We start from the raw sequence: 18,917 nt of genomic DNA, 5'->3' as shown, positions 1-18,917 counted from the left end.
GGGCTTATTGTTATTTTATGTGTATGCGTCAGCCCGCACCGCAACTCATGGTTCCGGTGGTAATCGTGGTGGTAGTTATCGTGGCATTTATAAGAGCCATTTTTTTCGGGCTGATAGGGTGCATAGTTTCCTGTCTGTCTTTTGATTCGTTTGACCCTATATTGGGTAAATTAAATTGTGGTCAATGTCAAATATTTTTTAGGATGAAAGAAGAAAAAATCGTCATTTTTTGTATCGTAATCATTCAAAATATAACAAAACGGGCGAATTATTATCTGGCTAATTGGATTTTTTACTAGCATTTAATTTTGTAAAAAACATATTTTGTAATTATTTTATCTTTATGATAAAAACGTGCGGTTTGGATATTTTAATGTCGAGCCAATCTCTTCAAGCGCTCACGAGATCTCGACGTTAATTAACATATTTTATTCAAGTTAATAACAAATAACCTAAACTAAAATTAACAATTACAATTAATGTTAACGTGCTACAATTGGTTTTGATATGCATCAACAAAAGTTAGTTTTTTTAGAAGGTAAATGCATTACTAGCTGTTATATTGCTGTTAATAGATTAATATAGTGCCTTGTTTAAATCGGGTTTTCTCAGGTATGTACCCTCCAGCAAAGCGACGCTGGCTTTTAGCGTAAAACATATCAAAATATTTATTTTGGGCATAAGCTGGTTTTTTGTGACTCAGAACAAAATCAGCATATTTTCTTTTCATAATAACAGCTTGTGTCACACAGATTCTGTTTTTTAGCGATTTTAGGTAGCAACCATGCAAACCCCGCACATTTTGATTGTTGAAGACGAAATTGTCACACGCAATACTCTTAAAAGCATTTTTGAAGCTGAAGGGTATGTCGTTTATGAAGCCACTGACGGTTCAGAAATGCACAACATTCTGTCAGATAACGCTATCAATTTAGTGATTATGGATATCAATCTGCCAGGTAAAAACGGATTACTACTTGCCCGTGAATTACGCGAGCAGGCAAATGTCGCCTTAATGTTCTTAACAGGCCGTGACAATGAAGTGGACAAAATCCTTGGTCTTGAAATCGGTGCTGATGACTATATAACCAAGCCATTTAACCCGCGTGAGTTAACTATCCGTGCGCGGAATTTGCTTTCTCGGACAATGAATCTGAATCATTCAGGTGAAGAACGTCGTCAAGTTGAAAGTTATAAGTTCAGTGGATGGGAGCTGGATATCAATAGCCGCTCTTTGGTTAGCCCAATGGGAGATCAGTACAAACTGCCGCGTAGTGAATTCCGTGCGATGCTTCATTTCTGTGAGAATCCAGGAAAAATCCAGACCCGTGCAGAGTTGTTGAAAAAAATGACTGGTCGTGAACTGAAGCCTCACGATCGTACTGTTGATGTTACTATTCGCCGTATTCGTAAACACTTTGAGTCGACACCAGATACCCCAGAAATCATTGTGACCATCCACGGTGAAGGTTACCGTTTCTGTGGTGTGTTAGAAGACTAATTGATACCTTCTCGATACTTCTTTAGAGGTATTATTTTTATAGATAGATGGCTTTATAGATAGATATTTTTATAGGTACATAATCGTTTGATTGTGATGCAACTTGTTTGTCAAAAAGCCCTGTATGTCTTATGACATCAGGGCTTTTTTTGGGGATAGTGTTTGCTTTAATGAGCTATTCACTTTTTCCATGGCATAATTGGTACGGCACTGATCGCATTTTTAGGAGACCCATTGATTATTTTGTCAGAATAGGTCAAGTAAATTAGTGAGTTGCGTTTTTTATCATAGAAGCGTACAACCTGTAATTTTTTAAATACCAAAGAAGTCCGTTTCTGGAAGACGACTTGTCCTTGCTGGGGAGATTCCTTTATCTTATTGGCTAACTCAATCGGCCCAACTTGTTGGCAGGATATAGCCGCATCAGATGTATCTTCTGCCAATCCTAATCCTCCCTTGATTCCTCCGGTTTTAGCTCTGCTCAAATAGCAGGTGACATTTTTAACGTCAGGATCATCAAAGGCTTCTATTACTATTTTATTATCAGGGCCCAAAAATTTGAACGCCGTGTTGACCGAACCGATCTCCTCAGCATGCAGAATCACAGGAGAAAAGAGTAAGGCTGCCGCTACTGCTACTTTCTTTATTGTTACCATATTTAGTCCATTTGAATTAAATAAATACAGTGAAAATATCTATCATTCACATATAATGTAAATTAATAGTTTCAATCAAGCCATTTTCACCGTGAATGCATCTATGGTGAACATCTGTGGTGAAAAACCGTGGCATTATAGCTGAATATGCCCCCAAGACGAGCGCTCAATGGCTTTTAAATCTATTTCGTTGACGATTTGTTCCGTTTAAGACGCTAAAAAACAGGTGGTACTTCAAGCAAAAAGCTGCGGCATTGGTGCCAAATCGACATTCAACACGTCAATAGTGATTTTTTCTTATATTTCATGCTATTGATTTATTCGTCAAGACAATGCTTGACATATTAACAAGTCTACTATTAATTTATTCCAAGCCTAAGCTTGGTTAATTTATTGTGATTTGTTTATAACATATGTAACAGTCATCATGCCGAATGAAATAATTTTGGCATTCATGGTACTCATGCAATAAATATCAGTTAGTGATAGTAGGATTTATCAATCAATTGATTAAAGTAAGTGTGCTACAAAGTAAGTGTGCTACATAGTACTCAGGAAAAAGAATGATGCTAAAGGGTAAAAATTGCGCTACGAAAATGGGTGTTATGGCTAGAAATTAAGGATCGTGTTTTGATTAAAGATCGTGTTTTGAATGCAAAGCCCGCAGTGTGCCTGAATGGCAGGCTATCAGCGGCCTTAAATCTATGTTTATTTTTTGGGAAAAGTATAGGTGCTGATTATCGATCAAACTACATAAGAATATGTTTTTAGGAAAAAACTTTTTATTTTTAAACTAATAAGTTGTTTTATATTTATATGATTTTCTTTTTGTCTTAATGACTTAGGGAGATGTATGGATCAAACCAACATCATTCGAGACTTGCTGCATTGGGTAGATAATAATCTGGATCGTCCATTGTCCCTTGATAATGTTGCAGCAAAAGCAGGTTACTCCAAATGGCACTTACAGCGCATGTTCAAGGATGTAACCGGTCAGGCAATAGGTTCTTATATCCGCGCGAGAAGATTATCCAGAGCCGCTGTTGCATTACGTTTAACCAGCCGTCCTATTTTGGACATTGCCTTGCAATATCGCTTTGATTCTCAGCAAACTTTCACTAGAGCTTTCAAGAAACAATTTGACCGAACGCCAGCATCCTATCGTCGAAGCGAAGAGTGGTACGCAAAGGGTATATGTCCTCCTATCTCGCTGGATAACAAACCCCTGCCAAAGCACAAATATGTCACATTGGAAGAGAAGCCGCTTATCGGTACTGAGCACACTTGTAGTTATATGCTCGAACAGTGGTCAGAAGCTTGCAAGAATATGCGTCATGATTTTTGGATTAACTACCTACAGGATGCTGAGGTATTACCACCGAGACTTTATGGATTACACCATACTACTCTCAGTATGGAGCATGAAGATGAACAGACTGTATTCTATACCACGGCCATAGAGCCAGAATATGCGACCTTTGATACTAAAGAAAGTCATCCCGTTGTCTTGCCGGGTGGAGATTATATTTCATTCAGTTATTTTGGTGATAAAGAACAATTACAAGAGTTCCTCTTTACCATTTATGGTGTCTGTCTGCCAACACTAAACATCACTCGCAGAAAGGGGTACGATGTCGAGCGGTATTACCTCACTAACCTTGAATGGAAAAATCTTGGGGATGAGTCCCAAAATCATGTTGTTGAATTTGAGTATCTCATCCCAATTGAGCGTTAACCTTGTAATTCATCCAAGGCGGGCATATCCAGATGTGTGATATCGCCCGCTGTCTCAACTATCCAACCTGAAGCCAGCCATGGGCTATCCTGATAATCCACGCGTGAGATAGAGCAGTTTCTTAACCGCAGGCGGCGTTCTGAATTGGCAGGAAGGCCCAGAATAGTACAGATCAAACTGACGAGCGCTATTCCATGACTTATCAACAGTGGACGGCTGCCGACAGGTAGATTGAGGCAGTTTTCCAGTGCGGCGCGCATACGGGCAGATACTTCATGCATCGATTCACCTTCTGGGATCCGTCCATTTGGTGTACCATCGACAAGACTTTTACGCCAAGATTCTTCTTCTGGTGTGAGAGAACTTAGTTCGCGATTTTCCAGAACGCCCATATGTAACTCTCGCAGGCGTGGTTCCAGTATGACGTCGCAGCCACAGGCTTTAGCGATGATTTCTGCTGTTTGGCGTGTCCGACCAAGGTCACTGGTGATAACATGGGTAATGTTTTCTGATTTAACTCTTTGTGCGACCAAGTGAGCTTGGCGCCGACCAATTTCAGTCAAAGGACTGTCAGATTGCCCCTGAATACGACGAGCCACGTTCCATTCGGTTTCGCCATGACGAACAAGATAGACCTGTAACATAGTTATTTTCCGTTATACTGCATCATGAAATAATTCAAAGGATAATTTATTTATATGTACCACGTTATTGCAGCAACAACTAACCCTGCGAAGATAAAAGCGATTAGCCTTGCATTCGATGATGTTTTTGGTCCGGGCACTTACCATATAGAAGATGTCAATGTAGACAGCAGCGTACCTCAGCAACCTATTGGCAATACTGAAACCCGCACAGGTGCTCGTCATCGAGTTATGGCTGCTCGTCAAGTCCGGCCAGAAGCTGATTTCTGGGTTGGGGTTGAAGCAGGAATTGAAGGTGACATGACATTTGCCTGGATGGTCGTTGAGCATAAACAAATTCGGGGAGAATCGCGTTCCGCTAGCCTGATGTTGCCTGAAAAAGTCTTGGAAGGCATTCGTGAAGGACGCGAACTTGGCCATGAAATGGCAAGCGTGGCTGGCGTCGATAATATCAAGCAGAAAGGCGGTGCGATCGGCTTCTTTACCAACGGTATTCTGACGCGTACCAGCGTTTATCATCAAGCTCTGATACTGGCTCTTGTACCTATCCATCATGAAGTTTACAAAGAGTTGAATAACTAATCTTAACGGTACGTCTACCTAACGCTGACTGTATATCGCTGACTGTATATAAATACGCGATATGTAATACAGTAGCTGTTTGGGGGCACAATTGGATGGCCCCCACCGAGTGACTTCAGCCGTTATTTTATAGTGGCTATTATCAATCAGTTAATAACTGCGTTTCCAGCCATTTCTTAACATGATCTGGTGCGTTCTTTAAGCTGTTGGAACCACGCGTAATTGTTGCAATGCCTACACCCAACTCATTTTTCAGTTCACGTTGGCTCATTTGCCCACGTATCAATTCCTGAATGATTTTCACCCGAGTTGACAAAGCAGTACGTTCATCGGGAGACAATAATAACTGCAAAATAGAATGTTGCAAATTTTGTTCAAATGAGGTTTGTAACAGCCCGACAAAAGTGAGCCAGTCATCACCATCTTCTGGGGAAAGTGCAGGATCAATCAAGTGATTTGGTGTCATAATTAACTGCCATACTATTAAGTAACTGCTATACTATTTAACTAGTACAGCAGCATATCACATTATATCTCTTAAATTAATAACGTCTTTTCCATTCGTCATCAGTCAGCACGTTTGTCATTTTCCCCATAAGATGATTGTAGAACATATCGTAGGCAAGAACGTTTTTGACATAATTGCGTGTTTCAGGAAAAGGAATGCTCTCAATAAAGGCGATTGGATCGATGTTTCCTGAGGTATTAGCCAACCAACGATCGACATTTGCAGGGCCAGCATTATAAGCAGCACTGGCAAGAATCCGGTTATTACCAAAACGCTGGTAGACCGAGTCAAGGTAAGCCGTACCAATTTTAATATTCGTAATAGGGTTCATTAATTGACTGCTGCCGACATAACCCGGAATTTTCTTACTCTTTACCGTATGTTCGGCGGTTTTTGGCATGATCTGCATTAACCCGCTGGCTCCTTTGGAAGAACGGGCTCGTGGGTTCCATGCACTTTCCTGACGGGCAATTGCCATTGCATAGCTTTGTGAAATACTTTTATCTGACGTGAAGTTTGCAAACTCGTTTTTCCACGCCAGCGGAAAACGTTCTTCGAGATGATTCCACATTTTTCCCGTAATGGTTGCCTGTACACTGAATGCAGGCCAGTGTTGCTCAAACGCATAACGAGCCAATTGCTCTTGTTTCACGGGATTTTGCGAAGAAACCAAGTTAATCCATTCTGAGCGTGCCCGGTCATCCATATTCCAATACAGTAACTCGCGGATGCGCTTAATTTCCGGCATATTGGCAAGGGAGCTATCGGATTTCTCTATTTTATTGATGATCAGAGAATAGGGCATAGGTAATTTCAGGGCTGCCACCATGGGATAAAAACCACGATACCCGGTCAGTTTACGTAAGATGGCCTTGCCTTCAGCGGTTTTTCCCTGATTGAGCAGAATCATGGCACTCCAATATTGCCATTCATCTTGTTGCAACGTTTTTTGGGGCATCAATGCAATCCATTTTTCAAGCCCAGGATGACCAGTATACTGTAATGTCAAGCGAGCACGTCGTTCAAGCAACCCGATTGAGTGTGAATGGAGAATGGTATCGTCCCGCCATTTTGCCAATTCTGGTGTGACGTTTTTCATCAATTGCCATGCGATGCTATCTTTTAATTGCTGTCGCTCAGCATCATTCATCTTTTGTGAGCGGACAAGTATCGGGAGACTTTCTATGGCACGTTCAGCATTGATGCGGGCAAACCGGGGAAAGATTGTCATGATAACCGAGCGGGTAAAATCGGTTGGAGTTGTGGTTGTGGCAAATTGTTCAATAAATACAGGATTATGTTGCAATTTTATCAAACTTGCGCCCAAACGCTGATAACCCAATGGCAAACGCTTGGCAATAGAGGTAACCAGCGTGGCATTATTGGCTTTCATTTCCAATTGGATACGCTGCAAAATTAAATTGGTGGAGAGGTATCCAGCCTGCTCCCAGACATTAAATAGTTTATTGCAATCATCAGTCAGTGAGTTGCTGTTCAGCCAAATTTCTTGTGCTCCTTTCCAGGCAACTTGCTGGTGTCCTGTTGCCCATTGCGCAAAGTAATAATTACAGCGTGCTTTAATTGTACTTGGAGGGCTGGAACTGAATGCCAGAATGCCGTTCCAGTCACCATTATTGGCCAGTGTATTGATAAATTTCGGAGTCAGTGAACGCGCCAATGGCAGAGTAGGGTAAGTATTAATAAAGTGGTGTACTTGCTGAGGAGTTGCAATTGCCAAATCTTGAGATAATTGACGATGTTCGAGATAGGGGTACAGCGGGTAATTTTTCAGCGTTGGCATCAACCGTGCCACTTCCGCCATATTTTTTGCGTCCCATGCCTGTTGTATTGCTTTATATCGCTGACGCTGAGCATCCAGAGAATCAGCATGTGCCGCTCCAGCAACAACAGAAACCATACTTACAGCCATAACGAAATGCTGCCACTTATTCATTGCCACATACTCCTCCAGAAGACTACTATCAGTGTCCCAATATCTAATGCCCAATACCCAAGTGCATTGTCTAAATGCTATGTAATTATAATCATATTATTGATACAAGTTATTACAATTGGCGAAGGCAGAATGGAACGCATTGGAATAGTGTTATTTGATTGGATATAGTGTTATTTGACTGAATATAGTGTTATTTGACTGGAATTGTGTTATTGATTTTTACCGTTTGTGGCCACGGAATGCCTAAATTTAACTCTAATTAGGTGGCGACATGATATGTAAAAATACGCCATTCAAGTCCTATAAACGCAAACAATTTTGAAAATTTCCTGATTAATTAAAAGGTAAAATACATTGGCTCAATATGTTTATAGTATGCATCGGGTGGGTAAAATTGTGCCCCCGAAAAGGCATATTCTGAAAAATATTTCTCTGAGTTTTTTCCCTGGAGCAAAAATCGGTGTTCTCGGCTTGAATGGTGCGGGTAAATCTACCTTACTGCGCATCATGGCGGGTATTGATAAAGATATTGAGGGAGAAGCTCGCCCACAACCGGGCATTAAAATCGGCTATCTACCGCAGGAACCTAAACTTAATCCTGAACATACCGTTCGTGAAGCAGTGGAAGAAGCTGTTAGCGAAGTCAAAAATGCCCTGACTCGTCTTGATGAAGTCTATGCAGCTTATGCTGAGCCAGAGGCGGATTTTGATAAGCTGGCAAAAGAGCAGGGCGAGCTGGAAGCGATCATCCAATCTCATGACGGACACAATCTGGAAAACCAGCTTGAGCGAGCGGCTGATGCCCTGCGCCTGCCTGCATGGGATGCCAAGATTGAACTCCTGTCCGGTGGTGAGCGTCGTCGTGTAGCGATTTGTCGCCTGTTACTGGAAAAACCAGACATGCTGTTGCTCGACGAACCGACTAACCACCTTGACGCTGAATCTGTCGCATGGTTAGAACGCTTCCTGCATGATTACGAAGGCACTGTGGTTGCGATTACCCACGATCGTTACTTCCTTGATAACGTTGCTGGCTGGATCTTGGAGCTTGACCGTGGTGAAGGCATTCCATGGGAAGGCAACTACTCCTCATGGCTGGAACAAAAAGACGCTCGTCTGGCACAGGAAGCAGCGTCAGAAGCGGCTCGCCGTAAATCCATTGAGAAAGAACTTGAGTGGGTTCGCCAAAATCCGAAAGGACGTCAGGCAAAAGGCAAGGCACGTCTGGCTCGCTTTGAAGAACTTAATAACGTCGACTACCAGAAGCGCAATGAAACCAGTGAATTGTTTATTCCACCTGGCCCACGTTTGGGAGACAAGGTACTGGAAGTTACCAATCTGACCAAATCTTACAGTGATCGCGTTCTGATCGACAACTTGAGTTTCTCCCTGCCGAAAGGAGCGATTGTTGGGATCATCGGTCCGAACGGTGCGGGTAAATCAACTCTGTTCCGTATGTTATCCGGTCAAGAGCAACCAGATTCTGGTTCGATTACACTGGGTGAGACTGTTAAATTGGCATCTGTTGATCAGTTCCGCGATAACATGGATGACAGCAAAACCGTTTGGGAAGAAGTTTCAGGCGGTCAAGACATCATGCGCATTGGCAACTTTGAAATTCCAAGCCGTGCCTATGTTGGCCGCTTTAACTTCAAAGGGGTAGATCAAGGCAAGCGTGTTGGCGAATTGTCTGGTGGTGAGCGTGGTCGTCTGCATTTATCCAAACTGTTGCAAGTTGGCGGCAACATGCTGCTGCTCGATGAACCCACCAACGATTTAGACATTGAAACTCTGCGTGCTTTGGAAAATGCCCTGCTGGAATTCCCGGGCTGTGCGATGGTTATTTCCCATGACCGTTGGTTCCTTGACCGTATCGCGACCCACATCATTGATTATCAGGATGAAGGCAAAGTTTCCTTCTTTGAAGGAAACTTTAGTGAATACGAAGATTACAAGAAGCGAACTATGGGGGCTGAAGCTCTGGAGCCTCACCGCATCAAATATAAAAAGATCAGCAAGTAAATTTGTGAGATAAAAAAACGGCCTGATATCAGGCCGTTTTTTATTGATAGTCACTAAATTATTGCATTACTGCACTAAAACTCGTTGTTCCATAACGGACTCATAAGTTTTAACCGCCTTTCCCCTTGCTAAAGTGATAACGCTACTTGCATGCTGCATCAGGCGCTTATCTTGGGAGGCAATGACAACTGTGCCTTTTTGTTCATGTGCAATAAATTTACAGATATTAATGAACGTCTGAAATGCCTGATGATCTAAATTGCGTGTCGGGTCATCTGCAAATAAATATTCAGGTCTTCTGACTATGGCTTTCGCCATTGCAGCCAGCTGTTTCTCGTTTTCAGACAATTCCCCTGGATAATAACGGCTCTTATCGCCTAATTTCACAACATCCAACGATTTTTGCGCGATTCTTTCTGCTTGTTCGCGAGAAAGCGATAATCCATAAGACGTTGATAATAACAAGTTATCTAATAGTGTGAGTTCACTAAATAAGTTGAAATCTTGGAAAATAAACCCACTAGTTTCACTATGAAATTTTCCTAACTCTACATCATTCATTAGTTTCAACTTGTTATTATTAATTAATACATCTCCTTGATCTGGTTGTAACATACCCGACGCAATCGACAACATTGTACGGTTAGTCGATGCCTTCGGCCCTGTTATCAAAGTAATTTCACCTGGTATAATAGAAAATGTGATATCTGAAATCATTTCATGATTAACTGTAGCACCAGTTAAACCATATGAAATATTGATAACCTCAATCGATTTAAATTGATTTAAGTTCATATTCTCAACACAATTAGGTTAAAAGATTAAAACTTTTTCCTTAACATATGCTGTCTAAATCCATTCGTAATAACATTAATGTCCTTATGGTATTGTACGAATAAAAATAGTCTATATGTGAAACATCTTCACCAAGGATATGCTCATCTTATGTCAATTATTATTTACAATGACTATCTAATAAATGAGATGTTTCTTAGTCTTAGAATAAAAAAATCAAGAATATTAATAAATTATGCTTAAGACAATGATTAAAACAAATAAAAATAGCATAAATTCTTCTATTTTTATTCCACTTTGATAATAAGGAAAAAAGTCATTTTATATTTTGTTAATGTTTTAAAGCGACTTCTCATTACCTCCGTTATTGATAAAAACACCTAGAATATTTGTGGGTTTGTTAATGACTAATAAATTTTATATAAATAAATCAATAGGTCTGTTCATTAAATGACTTATTTCCCTGTAATTCAAGTCAAAACAGTAAAATTAAAGTATCAAAAAATATTATTATCACAATTTATTTTATTATCATTGTAAAAATAACTAAAGTTAACATTTGTTTCAATGTTAAAATAGTATGAATACAAGGTGATAAAGATTGCCGTGAATAATAAGTCACTATCAATTAATCATGATAATAATATAAGTGTAATCTATTTTATATATAAAAGTTAGTTACTCCATTAACATTTCTTGAACGAGTTCAACACAACGTAGAAAACGTTGATCATAATCCGGTGAGTTGACGCAGACATAATTGATATTATTTTTTTTCAACAAATTCTCAAGTAAATGTTGAAATTCTTTGCGGTCTCGTTCGCTGCCTAAACTTCTTAAACCATCCGCAACCCATGGAGTATTGTTTTCTAAAAAAATAACTAAATCAAAGCGATACTCATCAATCATTGCCTGAACAAAAGGATGCTCTTTTCCTTCATAGCGTTTGCAAAATGCCTGTGTTGTCACGAAATCAGTATCAATAAACGCAACTTTATTAGCATATTTAACGGAAAAATCAATGTATTGAGCATGACCTAATGCAATTTTATCGTAATCTGAGTATTGCAAGGCCATTTCGTCTCCCCCAAGATGGGAAAATACGTATTCACGCCCATATTCCCATGCGCTGGTAGTGTTAAACATATTGGCCAGTTTATTTACTAATGTCGATTTTCCGCTCGATTCGCCACCAAGAATAGCTACTGTACGTACAAAGAATGGCTTCACTTCTGTAGGGATATATTCCCAATAACGGAAAGGAGCCTGACGGATTTGGCTACCGCTAATATTCATGAATGAGCGTTGTGGATCGATAAGTACGGTTTCAATGTCGAAGTACTCTTTATAGCGAGAAACATCCTGTGATTCGCTGGAATAGATATATTCAGGATTGATGCCTTTTGTTGCCAGAAACGACTTAACGCCTTTACTCCATGCTTCCCAGCCGTTTGGATATGGCTCCATTCCTTGTTCATCAAATGCATGAATATGAATATTCTTCTGATACTTGAATGTTTGCAGTAACCATCTCAGGCGGTCACTCACAGTAGGTTGCTGAGACATCGAACTATTAATGAATAACTCACGATCACGCACTTCGTCATAACAAAGCACAACGTGTAGTTCATCAATTTGACTGGATGCCCGTTGAATCAAATAAATGTGTCCAGTATGTAATGGGTAAAATTTACCAAACACAACTCCAGTTGTTTTCTTTTCCATGGGATACGCCAATCCTAGGTATTGATGAAGAGAAGCCAGCTTCTGAGCGCTAGGACTCTTTATCTTGTCGTTAATAAGTTGGCTTAGATAGCCTTTTGTCATTCCGCTGGCATCAGCAACCTGCTGTAACGTGTAACTTGCCTGTTTAATCGCTTCTTTTAAATAGTCAAATTGTCCCATAAAACCCCCTCCTTATGTTTAGTATACTAAACAAAGTAGCATGCTTATTATGAAAGGTAAAAACAAAATTGGTTGTTTATTGATGCTTTGGGGTTAAATTCTGTCATTTTAACTACCCTTGGTATTTAAAATTGTATAATTATGAATATATATAAAATAAAATAACCAAATACTAAATTAGTAGTTTAATTCAAAAAATGAATAGCAATAGGAATTGTTGAATGCTTATTAGGTAGGTTGATTGGTTCTCTCGTTGTGTAAATGATTATACAACCATTTGTGGTTTAAATTTAATCAATAATTCGTAACCAATAAATAATGACGTTTAGTAAGAATAGAAAAAATTTAAATAATATGATGTTTAACTGCTTGATTTTTTATTTAAGCAGAATGAATAAAAATACTTTTCTAAAATTTTATTAGATTACATTCTTAAATTAGGAATATTCTGAATTTTTCATTTTGGAATAACATTTTTTAAAATTTAAATCGATAAATAGAGAGTGTTAATTTAATTAAATTCCCCATTTACTATGTGACGGAAGGCAAATAATATTCTTGATAATTAGGAAAAACACCTAAATCTCCACCCAATAGATTTCAAGTTATTACCTGAAATCTATTGGGTGTATAGAACCAAAAGAAATAAAAAAATTTTTCTTAATCTAAATCATCCAGAATAGATAAGGCATCGGCCAATTTTTTGACGCCAAATACTTTCATATCAGGCAGTGATTTTTTCGGCATGTTGGCATGAGGAACAATAGCTCGTTTAAAACCGTGCTTAGCTGCTTCTGAAATGCGTTCTTGTCCACTGGGAACGGGACGTATTTCACCTGCCAACCCCACTTCACCAAAGACCACCAGATCACGGGGCAGAGGTCGATTACGAAAGCTGGAAACTAAAGAGAGCAATAACGCCAGATCAGCACTTGTTTCCGTGACTTTTACCCCGCCAACAACGTTCACAAAAACATCTTGGTCAGCCATTTGCAGACCGCCGTGTCGATGCAAAACCGCGAGTAGAATAGCCAGCCTGTTTTGTTCAAGTCCTACGGCTACACGGCGTGGGTTTGACATCATGGAGTGATCTACCAATGCCTGGATTTCAACAAGTAAAGGGCGAGTACCTTCCCAGACAATCATGACCGAACTACCTGAGGTAATTTCATCACCACGACTCAGGAAAATGGCGGAAGGGTTATTCACTTCCCTCAATCCCTGTTCGGTCATCGCGAACACGCCCAGCTCATTAACGGCACCGAAGCGGTTTTTATGACTGCGTAAGGTACGGAAACGGGAATCAGCTTCACCATCCAACATAACGGAACAGTCTATACAGTGTTCGAGCACTTTGGGGCCAGCCAAAGAGCCATCTTTTGTCACATGCCCAACCATGATTATGGCTACACCACGGGTTTTGGCAAACCGTGTCAGGTAGGCTGCGGTTTCCCTTACCTGGGCAACACTGCCTGGTGACGATTGAATATCAGCCATGTGCATGACCTGAATTGAATCAATCACCATGAGTTTGGGTTGTTCTTGCTCTGCAATCAGACAAATTTGTTCAATGCTGGTTTCCGACAGCATGTTGAGTTGATCTGTCGGCAAACCCAGCCGATGTGCTCGCATCGCCACCTGCTGCAATGATTCTTCCCCTGTCACATACAGGGTTTTCATCTGGGCTGATAATTGGCACATGGTTTGTAAAAGCAGAGTACTTTTCCCTGCTCCGGGATTACCACCAATCAAAATGGCACTGCCGGGAACCACTCCGCCGCCGAGAACACGGTCAAATTCTTTAAACCCGGTTGAAAAGCGGGGCAGTTCTTCCAGACTGATATCAGAGAGTTTTTGTACCTTACTGATACCTGTCTCTCCCGCATAACCGCTGAAACGCTCGTTACGGGATGATGAAGCTGCGGCCAAACGTACTTCCGTAATGGTATTCCATGCGTGGCATGCGGTGCATTGCCCCTGCCAGCGGGGATAATCCGCGCCACACTCGTTACAGACAAATGCCCGCTTTGCTGCTTTTGCCACTTTGTTCTCCCTCAATATAATGATTTTTGCCTGTTGGCATTAACGTTCTTCGTGTTTTAAACCACCGCTCAACACACACAGAACGCCCATTAAATCTGCATGGCGGATAGCAACTTTGGCTTGGGCATACACTTTTGGCTTGGCGTGATAGGCTATTCCCAATCCTGCCTTCCGGATCATTTTCAGATCATTGGCACCATCTCCAATGGCGACGGTTTGACCCAGAGGAATATCCAGCGTTTTTGCCAATCTTATCAACGTGGTTGCCTTATATTTTGCATCGACAATCGGGCCTTTGACTTTACCGGTTAGCTTGCCATCTCTTACCTCCAACTGATTGGCGACTGCGTCAAAAAGACGCAGTTGTTGGCGAAGATTATCGGCAAAGAAAGTGAAGCCGCCGGAGGCAATTGCGACATGCCAATCCAATGATTGTAACTTGCGAACAAGGCTGGTCAGCCCCGGCATAAGGGGAAGGGTTTCCATTACTTGCTGCAAGATGGATGCGTCGGCACCGGCCAACTGAGCAACTCGCTCGCGCAGACTGTCTGAAAAATCCAGTTCGCCTTGCATAGCTCGTTCGGTGATTTCCGCTACCTTATCGCCAACACCTGCCAGACGGGCAATCTCATCAATACACTCAATTTGTATTGCGGTGGAATCCATATCCATTACCAATAAACCGGGGGAGCGAAGACGCGGGATTTGCCCCAATGGAACGACATCCAAACGGCACTCATCAGCCAGTCGTTTAATGCGGGGAGAAAGGCTACCGGCAATGCGGACAACCTGATAATCATCAATCCGCCATGAAGAAACCACCACAATGGCGGCTCCCAGCCGGTGCTGAAAATCACTGATACGCTGTTTATTCAAACCACGTCCATACAGCAACCAGCCACTATCTCCTGCTCTGTAATCCAGTGGCATGACTTCATCGCCGCTGAGGGACAAAGGTAACCCGGGCCATTTATGGATCTCATCCGGTAAGTAACGATAGGCCAGATTATTCGACATGAACATAGACTCCTGTAATTCCATATAATTTGGTGGAGGCAAAAAACGCTTTTCAAACTATTCTATTTTCAAACTATCCTATCAATACTACATCTGGCAACATGTGCTTTATGAGCATGGAATGAGATAATTATGATAAAAGCAAAGCTAAAACTTAGACTGCACAAGACAGCGATTATATTAATATGTATAGCACTGTTAGTTCTGCTGTTGCAGGGAGTTTCCTATTTCAGCCGTTCTCAACAATTGGTTCCGATGGATCAGTTTGAAGATCTGGCGAAAACTTTGGCAAAACAGGTCGCATTCAGCTTGTCTGATGATATGGGGAATGATAGCCAAGATATTAATAACAAAAAGATTGTAGCTAGTTTAGATTACTTGACTAGCTACAGCCGTATTTTAGATGCTGCCGTTTATCTGGAGAACGGAACACAGATAGCACAAAGTGGTGAACCTATTTCTGTTAGTGAACGATTATCGTTGAAAGGTAAAAAATCCAGTGGCTATTTCAACCAACAAATCGTAGTACCTATACAGGGAAAAGATCGCCCAAAAGGTTTTCTTCGTCTGACTCTGGATACTCATCAATTGGCAACTGAGGCCAAGCAGGTCGATAACACGACTAACTTACTTAGGATAATGCTCCTGCTATCTTTGGCGATTGGGTTTATTCTGGCTCACACCTTACTGAAACTATCTCCCAGCCGCTGGCAACAATCCCCCTATCTGCTGACCGCCAATACTAAACCTTCCGATGAAGATGCAGAAGATAAGAATAAAGATGATGAGTCCAGACGGTAACGTTCCTCATCAATCCTCATCATAAATGTCTGCCTCATAATACCGTTTGTAACAAATGGAATAGAGCATGCCGTGTAAAAGCGCAATCACTACAGCGGCATAAAACACAACTGGCTGATGAGAAACATCAATATTCACAATTGGAATATTGTCAAAACGAAAGATATACATATGAAAGGCCATAGCTGCTATTGCAAGCATGATTCCTGCCGCATTGTAGTGGATCTGGTGCGACAGTAGGAGCCATTTTAAGGTGAAGAAAAAAGGGACAAGCATTAATAAAGAAATAACTATGTAAATCATTATCATTTCCTTAAGTTTTGTTTGAGGTGTTAATGTGAATAGATGGATTGATGGTTGTCATGGACACACTGAACATTTCAATTATCCATTTAATATTAATATTATTTGGTGTCGTGAAATAAGTTTATATCATCAATCATACATAAATAGTAAACATAGTTATTATTAATATTTTTGATTTGATCTATGAATTATAGTGTTTTAAGAAGAAGGTTTTGCTTAGGCGCATGATGAGGTACATGACCTGAACCCTGTTGAAAAACAGAATTCAGGTCTACAGGAATGGATGGAATTAAGTGGGTGGATGTGTTGCATGGCGATTTATTATTTTTTAACGTTTTATACTAAAACTGATTGTAAGTATCGGGATCTGGCCCTATCCGCTTGCCAATATCCAACTCAGCCATCGCTGTCAGGTCTTCTTTTTCCAGTCTGAAATCAAATACATCGAAATTTTCTTTAATACGGGAAGGAGTAACAGATTTAGGAATGACAATCATTCCACATTCAAGATGCCAGCGAATCACAATTTGTGCTGGGGTTTTACCGTATTTAAGTGCCAGGCGTTCAACCAGTGGAGAATTAAAAACACCTTTTCCACCTCGTGATAACGGGCTCCAGGACTCGGTTGTAATATGATGGGTGGCGTTCCATGAGTGAAGTTGCCGCTGTTGGAATAAGGGATGCAATTCAATTTGATTGATTACGGGAACCACGCCAGTTTCCAACATTATTTTTTGCAAGTGCTCGATATGAAAATTACACACACCAATACTGCGAGTCAAACCAGCTTCTTTCAGTTCAATCAGTTGTCTCCAGGCAGCAACATAATGATCTTGTTCGGGCACAGGCCACTGAATGAGATAGAGATCAACATAATCTAGCTGTAGTTTGTCCAAGCTTTCTTGTAATGCCGCACTCGCATCCAGATGGCGATCATTCCAAAGTTTGGTGGTGATGAAAATTTCTTCGCGTGGGATATCAGTTTCCGTCAAGGCTTTCCCCACACCTTCCTCGTTATGAAAAATCGCTGCCGTATCAATGGAGCGATAACCGACTTCTAACGCGGTATGGATAGACTTAACAACCTGCTCATTACTCGCTTTCCAAACCCCAAGCCCCAATTGTGGCATGCGATTTTCATCAACGAGTTTAATAATTGTCTGCTGACCCATTCTGACCTCCTTTAGGTTTGGAACTTTAGATGGACGCTTCATAAATTCGCTTACTGACATCAAGCGTAATATCTTGGTGTTCACCCAGGGCAACCAAACCTTGCTGTTCCAATTTTTTGATCATGGCTGGAATAGACCTGCCATCAAGTTGATAATCGGAAAGGTGGGTTTTTACGCCCAGGTTTTCGAAAAACTGACGTGTGGCATGGATAGCCTGATTAACTTGCTCTTCTTCCGAACCCTCCGTAAAACCCCAAACACGCTGGGCATATTGTAGAAGTTTGTCTTGTTTCGCCCTCCGTTTTTCCTGCAAAAGGTTTGGCAAAATAATTGCCAGTGTCTGGGCATGGTCTAAGCCGTGGAAGGCCGTTAATTGATGGGCCAGCATGTGCGTTGCCCAATCCTGAGGTACACCGGCCCCCAAGATTCCATTCAGTGCTTGAGTTGCTGCCCACATAATATTGGCACGAACATCATAGTTTTCAGGCTCTTTCAGTGCCCTTGATCCTTCTTCAAGTAACGTCATCAACAAACCTTCAGCATAACGATCCTGCACTTTGGCATTGACGGGATAAGTCAGGTATTGCTCCAAAGTATGGATGAAAGCATCAACAATGCCATTGGCTATCTGATGTTCTGGAAGAGAGAAAGTTACTTCGGGATCGAGGATAGCGATTTTTGGAAAAATAAAAGGGGAGGTGAAATGTTGCTTATCATTCGTCTCACGACGACTGATAACTGAAATATTATTGGTTTCGGAGCCTGTTGCTGGGAGAGTCAGCACACAGGAAAACGGCAGGGCTGAAGTGATATGGTCACCGTTGGTTGACAGGATTTCCCACAAATTCTCATGAGGATAATTAACCGCTGTCGCAATGAATTTCGTTCCATCAATAACAGAACCTCCACCGATCGCCAGCAAATAATCGATTTCGTGATGGTGAATGTATTCGACGGCACCAATGAGTATTTCATAGGCGGGATTGGGTTCAATACCACCGAACTCCTTAACTGAAAAATCTTTCAAAGCGGCATAAACCTGAGCAAGAACACCATTATATTTAATGCTGCCGCCGCCATAAATTAACAATACCTTGGCATCTTTGGGAATTTCATTACCCAATTGGGCAATTTGCCCTTTACCAAAAATGATTTTGGTGGGTGTGTGTAGTGTGAAGTTATGCATAATAACTGCCCTTACTAACAGAACCATGTAAGTTTTTGGCTGTACCAGCGAATCTATTTTTATGTTTTGATATTGGTTTATGAAATT

Annotated in this window: 17 protein-coding genes and 1 other annotated feature (1 of these 18 only partly in view); of the genes, 5 read left to right on the top strand and 12 right to left on the bottom strand. The window is 41.1% G+C overall.

Annotated features, from left to right (window positions below):
• Positions 1 to 91: a sequence feature (Thr leader region), on the bottom strand (it extends 29 nt beyond the left edge of the window).
• Between the two features lie 477 nt (positions 92 to 568).
• A complete protein-coding gene (locus PSI14_RS03875) occupies positions 569 to 748 on the bottom strand; it encodes a hypothetical protein (protein WP_092517163.1) in 180 nt (59 codons plus the stop codon).
• Between the two features lie 36 nt (positions 749 to 784).
• Between PSI14_RS03875 and arcA the strand changes: the two genes are divergently transcribed.
• Positions 785 to 1,501 (top strand): two-component system response regulator ArcA, encoded by a 717-nt coding sequence (arcA, locus tag PSI14_RS03870; RefSeq protein WP_273574500.1) that lies wholly within the window; start codon positions 785 to 787, stop codon positions 1,499 to 1,501.
• A 179-nt stretch (positions 1,502 to 1,680) separates the two neighbouring features.
• On the opposite strand, the gene creA is transcribed toward arcA, so the two are convergent.
• Positions 1,681 to 2,157 carry a protein CreA gene (creA, locus tag PSI14_RS03865; RefSeq protein WP_273574499.1) on the bottom strand — a complete coding sequence of 159 codons (477 nt, stop codon included), beginning with the start codon at positions 2,155 to 2,157 and terminating at the stop codon, positions 1,681 to 1,683.
• Positions 2,158 to 3,010: 853 nt separating this feature from the next.
• Here creA and robA point away from each other — a divergent pair.
• Complete coding sequence (gene robA, locus PSI14_RS03860; RefSeq protein ID WP_273574498.1) at positions 3,011 to 3,892, top strand: MDR efflux pump AcrAB transcriptional activator RobA; 882 nt, start codon at positions 3,011 to 3,013, stop codon at positions 3,890 to 3,892.
• On the opposite strand, the gene gpmB is transcribed toward robA, so the two are convergent.
• On the bottom strand, positions 3,889 to 4,536 hold the full coding sequence (gpmB, locus tag PSI14_RS03855) for a 2,3-diphosphoglycerate-dependent phosphoglycerate mutase GpmB (RefSeq protein WP_273574497.1): 648 nt from the start codon (positions 4,534 to 4,536) through the stop codon (positions 3,889 to 3,891). The genes robA and gpmB overlap by 4 nt on opposite strands.
• Positions 4,537 to 4,590: 54 nt before the next feature.
• On the opposite strand from gpmB, the gene yjjX reads away from it, so the two are divergent.
• Complete coding sequence (yjjX, locus tag PSI14_RS03850) at positions 4,591 to 5,118, top strand: inosine/xanthosine triphosphatase (RefSeq protein WP_273574496.1); 528 nt, start codon at positions 4,591 to 4,593, stop codon at positions 5,116 to 5,118.
• A 142-nt stretch (positions 5,119 to 5,260) separates the two neighbouring features.
• On the opposite strand, the gene trpR is transcribed toward yjjX, so the two are convergent.
• Complete coding sequence (trpR, locus tag PSI14_RS03845) at positions 5,261 to 5,584, bottom strand: trp operon repressor (protein ID WP_273574495.1); 324 nt, start codon at positions 5,582 to 5,584, stop codon at positions 5,261 to 5,263.
• A 76-nt stretch (positions 5,585 to 5,660) separates the two neighbouring features.
• Positions 5,661 to 7,580: a murein transglycosylase gene (gene sltY, locus PSI14_RS03840; RefSeq protein ID WP_273574494.1), complete on the bottom strand. Its 1,920-nt coding sequence runs from the start codon at positions 7,578 to 7,580 to the stop codon at positions 5,661 to 5,663.
• A gap of 357 nt (positions 7,581 to 7,937) precedes the next feature.
• On the opposite strand from sltY, the gene ettA reads away from it, so the two are divergent.
• Positions 7,938 to 9,605 carry an energy-dependent translational throttle protein EttA gene (gene ettA, locus PSI14_RS03835; RefSeq protein ID WP_273574493.1) on the top strand — a complete coding sequence of 556 codons (1,668 nt, stop codon included), beginning with the start codon at positions 7,938 to 7,940 and terminating at the stop codon, positions 9,603 to 9,605.
• A gap of 66 nt (positions 9,606 to 9,671) precedes the next feature.
• Here the strand turns inward: ettA and PSI14_RS03830 are convergent, their stop codons facing one another.
• The 4 genes from PSI14_RS03830 to serB form a co-directional block, all read right to left on the bottom strand.
• Positions 9,672 to 10,400, bottom strand: a complete 729-nt coding sequence (locus PSI14_RS03830) for an ATP-binding cassette domain-containing protein (protein WP_273574492.1) — start codon at positions 10,398 to 10,400, stop codon at positions 9,672 to 9,674.
• A gap of 678 nt (positions 10,401 to 11,078) precedes the next feature.
• On the bottom strand, positions 11,079 to 12,305 hold the full coding sequence (gene nadR / locus PSI14_RS03825; protein WP_273574491.1) for a multifunctional transcriptional regulator/nicotinamide-nucleotide adenylyltransferase/ribosylnicotinamide kinase NadR: 1,227 nt from the start codon (positions 12,303 to 12,305) through the stop codon (positions 11,079 to 11,081).
• A gap of 660 nt (positions 12,306 to 12,965) precedes the next feature.
• The gene (gene radA, locus PSI14_RS03820) at positions 12,966 to 14,348 is read right to left on the bottom strand and encodes a DNA repair protein RadA (RefSeq protein WP_273574490.1); all 1,383 of its coding nucleotides are present in this window, start codon (positions 14,346 to 14,348) and stop codon (positions 12,966 to 12,968) included.
• A gap of 39 nt (positions 14,349 to 14,387) precedes the next feature.
• On the bottom strand, positions 14,388 to 15,365 hold the full coding sequence (gene serB / locus PSI14_RS03815) for a phosphoserine phosphatase (protein WP_273574489.1): 978 nt from the start codon (positions 15,363 to 15,365) through the stop codon (positions 14,388 to 14,390).
• Positions 15,366 to 15,497: 132 nt separating this feature from the next.
• Here serB and PSI14_RS03810 point away from each other — a divergent pair, with 132 nt between their 5' ends.
• Positions 15,498 to 16,166 (top strand): YtjB family periplasmic protein, encoded by a 669-nt coding sequence (locus PSI14_RS03810; protein WP_273574488.1) that lies wholly within the window; start codon positions 15,498 to 15,500, stop codon positions 16,164 to 16,166.
• A gap of 9 nt (positions 16,167 to 16,175) precedes the next feature.
• Here the strand turns inward: PSI14_RS03810 and PSI14_RS03805 are convergent, their stop codons facing one another.
• From PSI14_RS03805 to yqhD, 3 genes are all read right to left on the bottom strand, one after another.
• Complete coding sequence (locus PSI14_RS03805; protein ID WP_273574487.1) at positions 16,176 to 16,469, bottom strand: hypothetical protein; 294 nt, start codon at positions 16,467 to 16,469, stop codon at positions 16,176 to 16,178.
• A gap of 344 nt (positions 16,470 to 16,813) precedes the next feature.
• Positions 16,814 to 17,644 carry a 2,5-didehydrogluconate reductase DkgA gene (dkgA, locus tag PSI14_RS03800; RefSeq protein WP_273574486.1) on the bottom strand — a complete coding sequence of 277 codons (831 nt, stop codon included), beginning with the start codon at positions 17,642 to 17,644 and terminating at the stop codon, positions 16,814 to 16,816.
• A 25-nt stretch (positions 17,645 to 17,669) separates the two neighbouring features.
• Positions 17,670 to 18,830 (bottom strand): alcohol dehydrogenase, encoded by a 1,161-nt coding sequence (gene yqhD / locus PSI14_RS03795; RefSeq protein WP_273574485.1) that lies wholly within the window; start codon positions 18,828 to 18,830, stop codon positions 17,670 to 17,672.
• Between the last annotated feature and the right edge of the window lie 87 nt (positions 18,831 to 18,917).

The organism is Xenorhabdus anantnagensis (assembly GCF_028598555.1).
GTDB lineage: Bacteria > Pseudomonadota > Gammaproteobacteria > Enterobacterales > Enterobacteriaceae > Xenorhabdus > Xenorhabdus anantnagensis.
The sequence above is the reverse complement of the archived record's forward strand: the minus strand, read 5'-3'. Positions and strand labels throughout refer to the sequence as shown.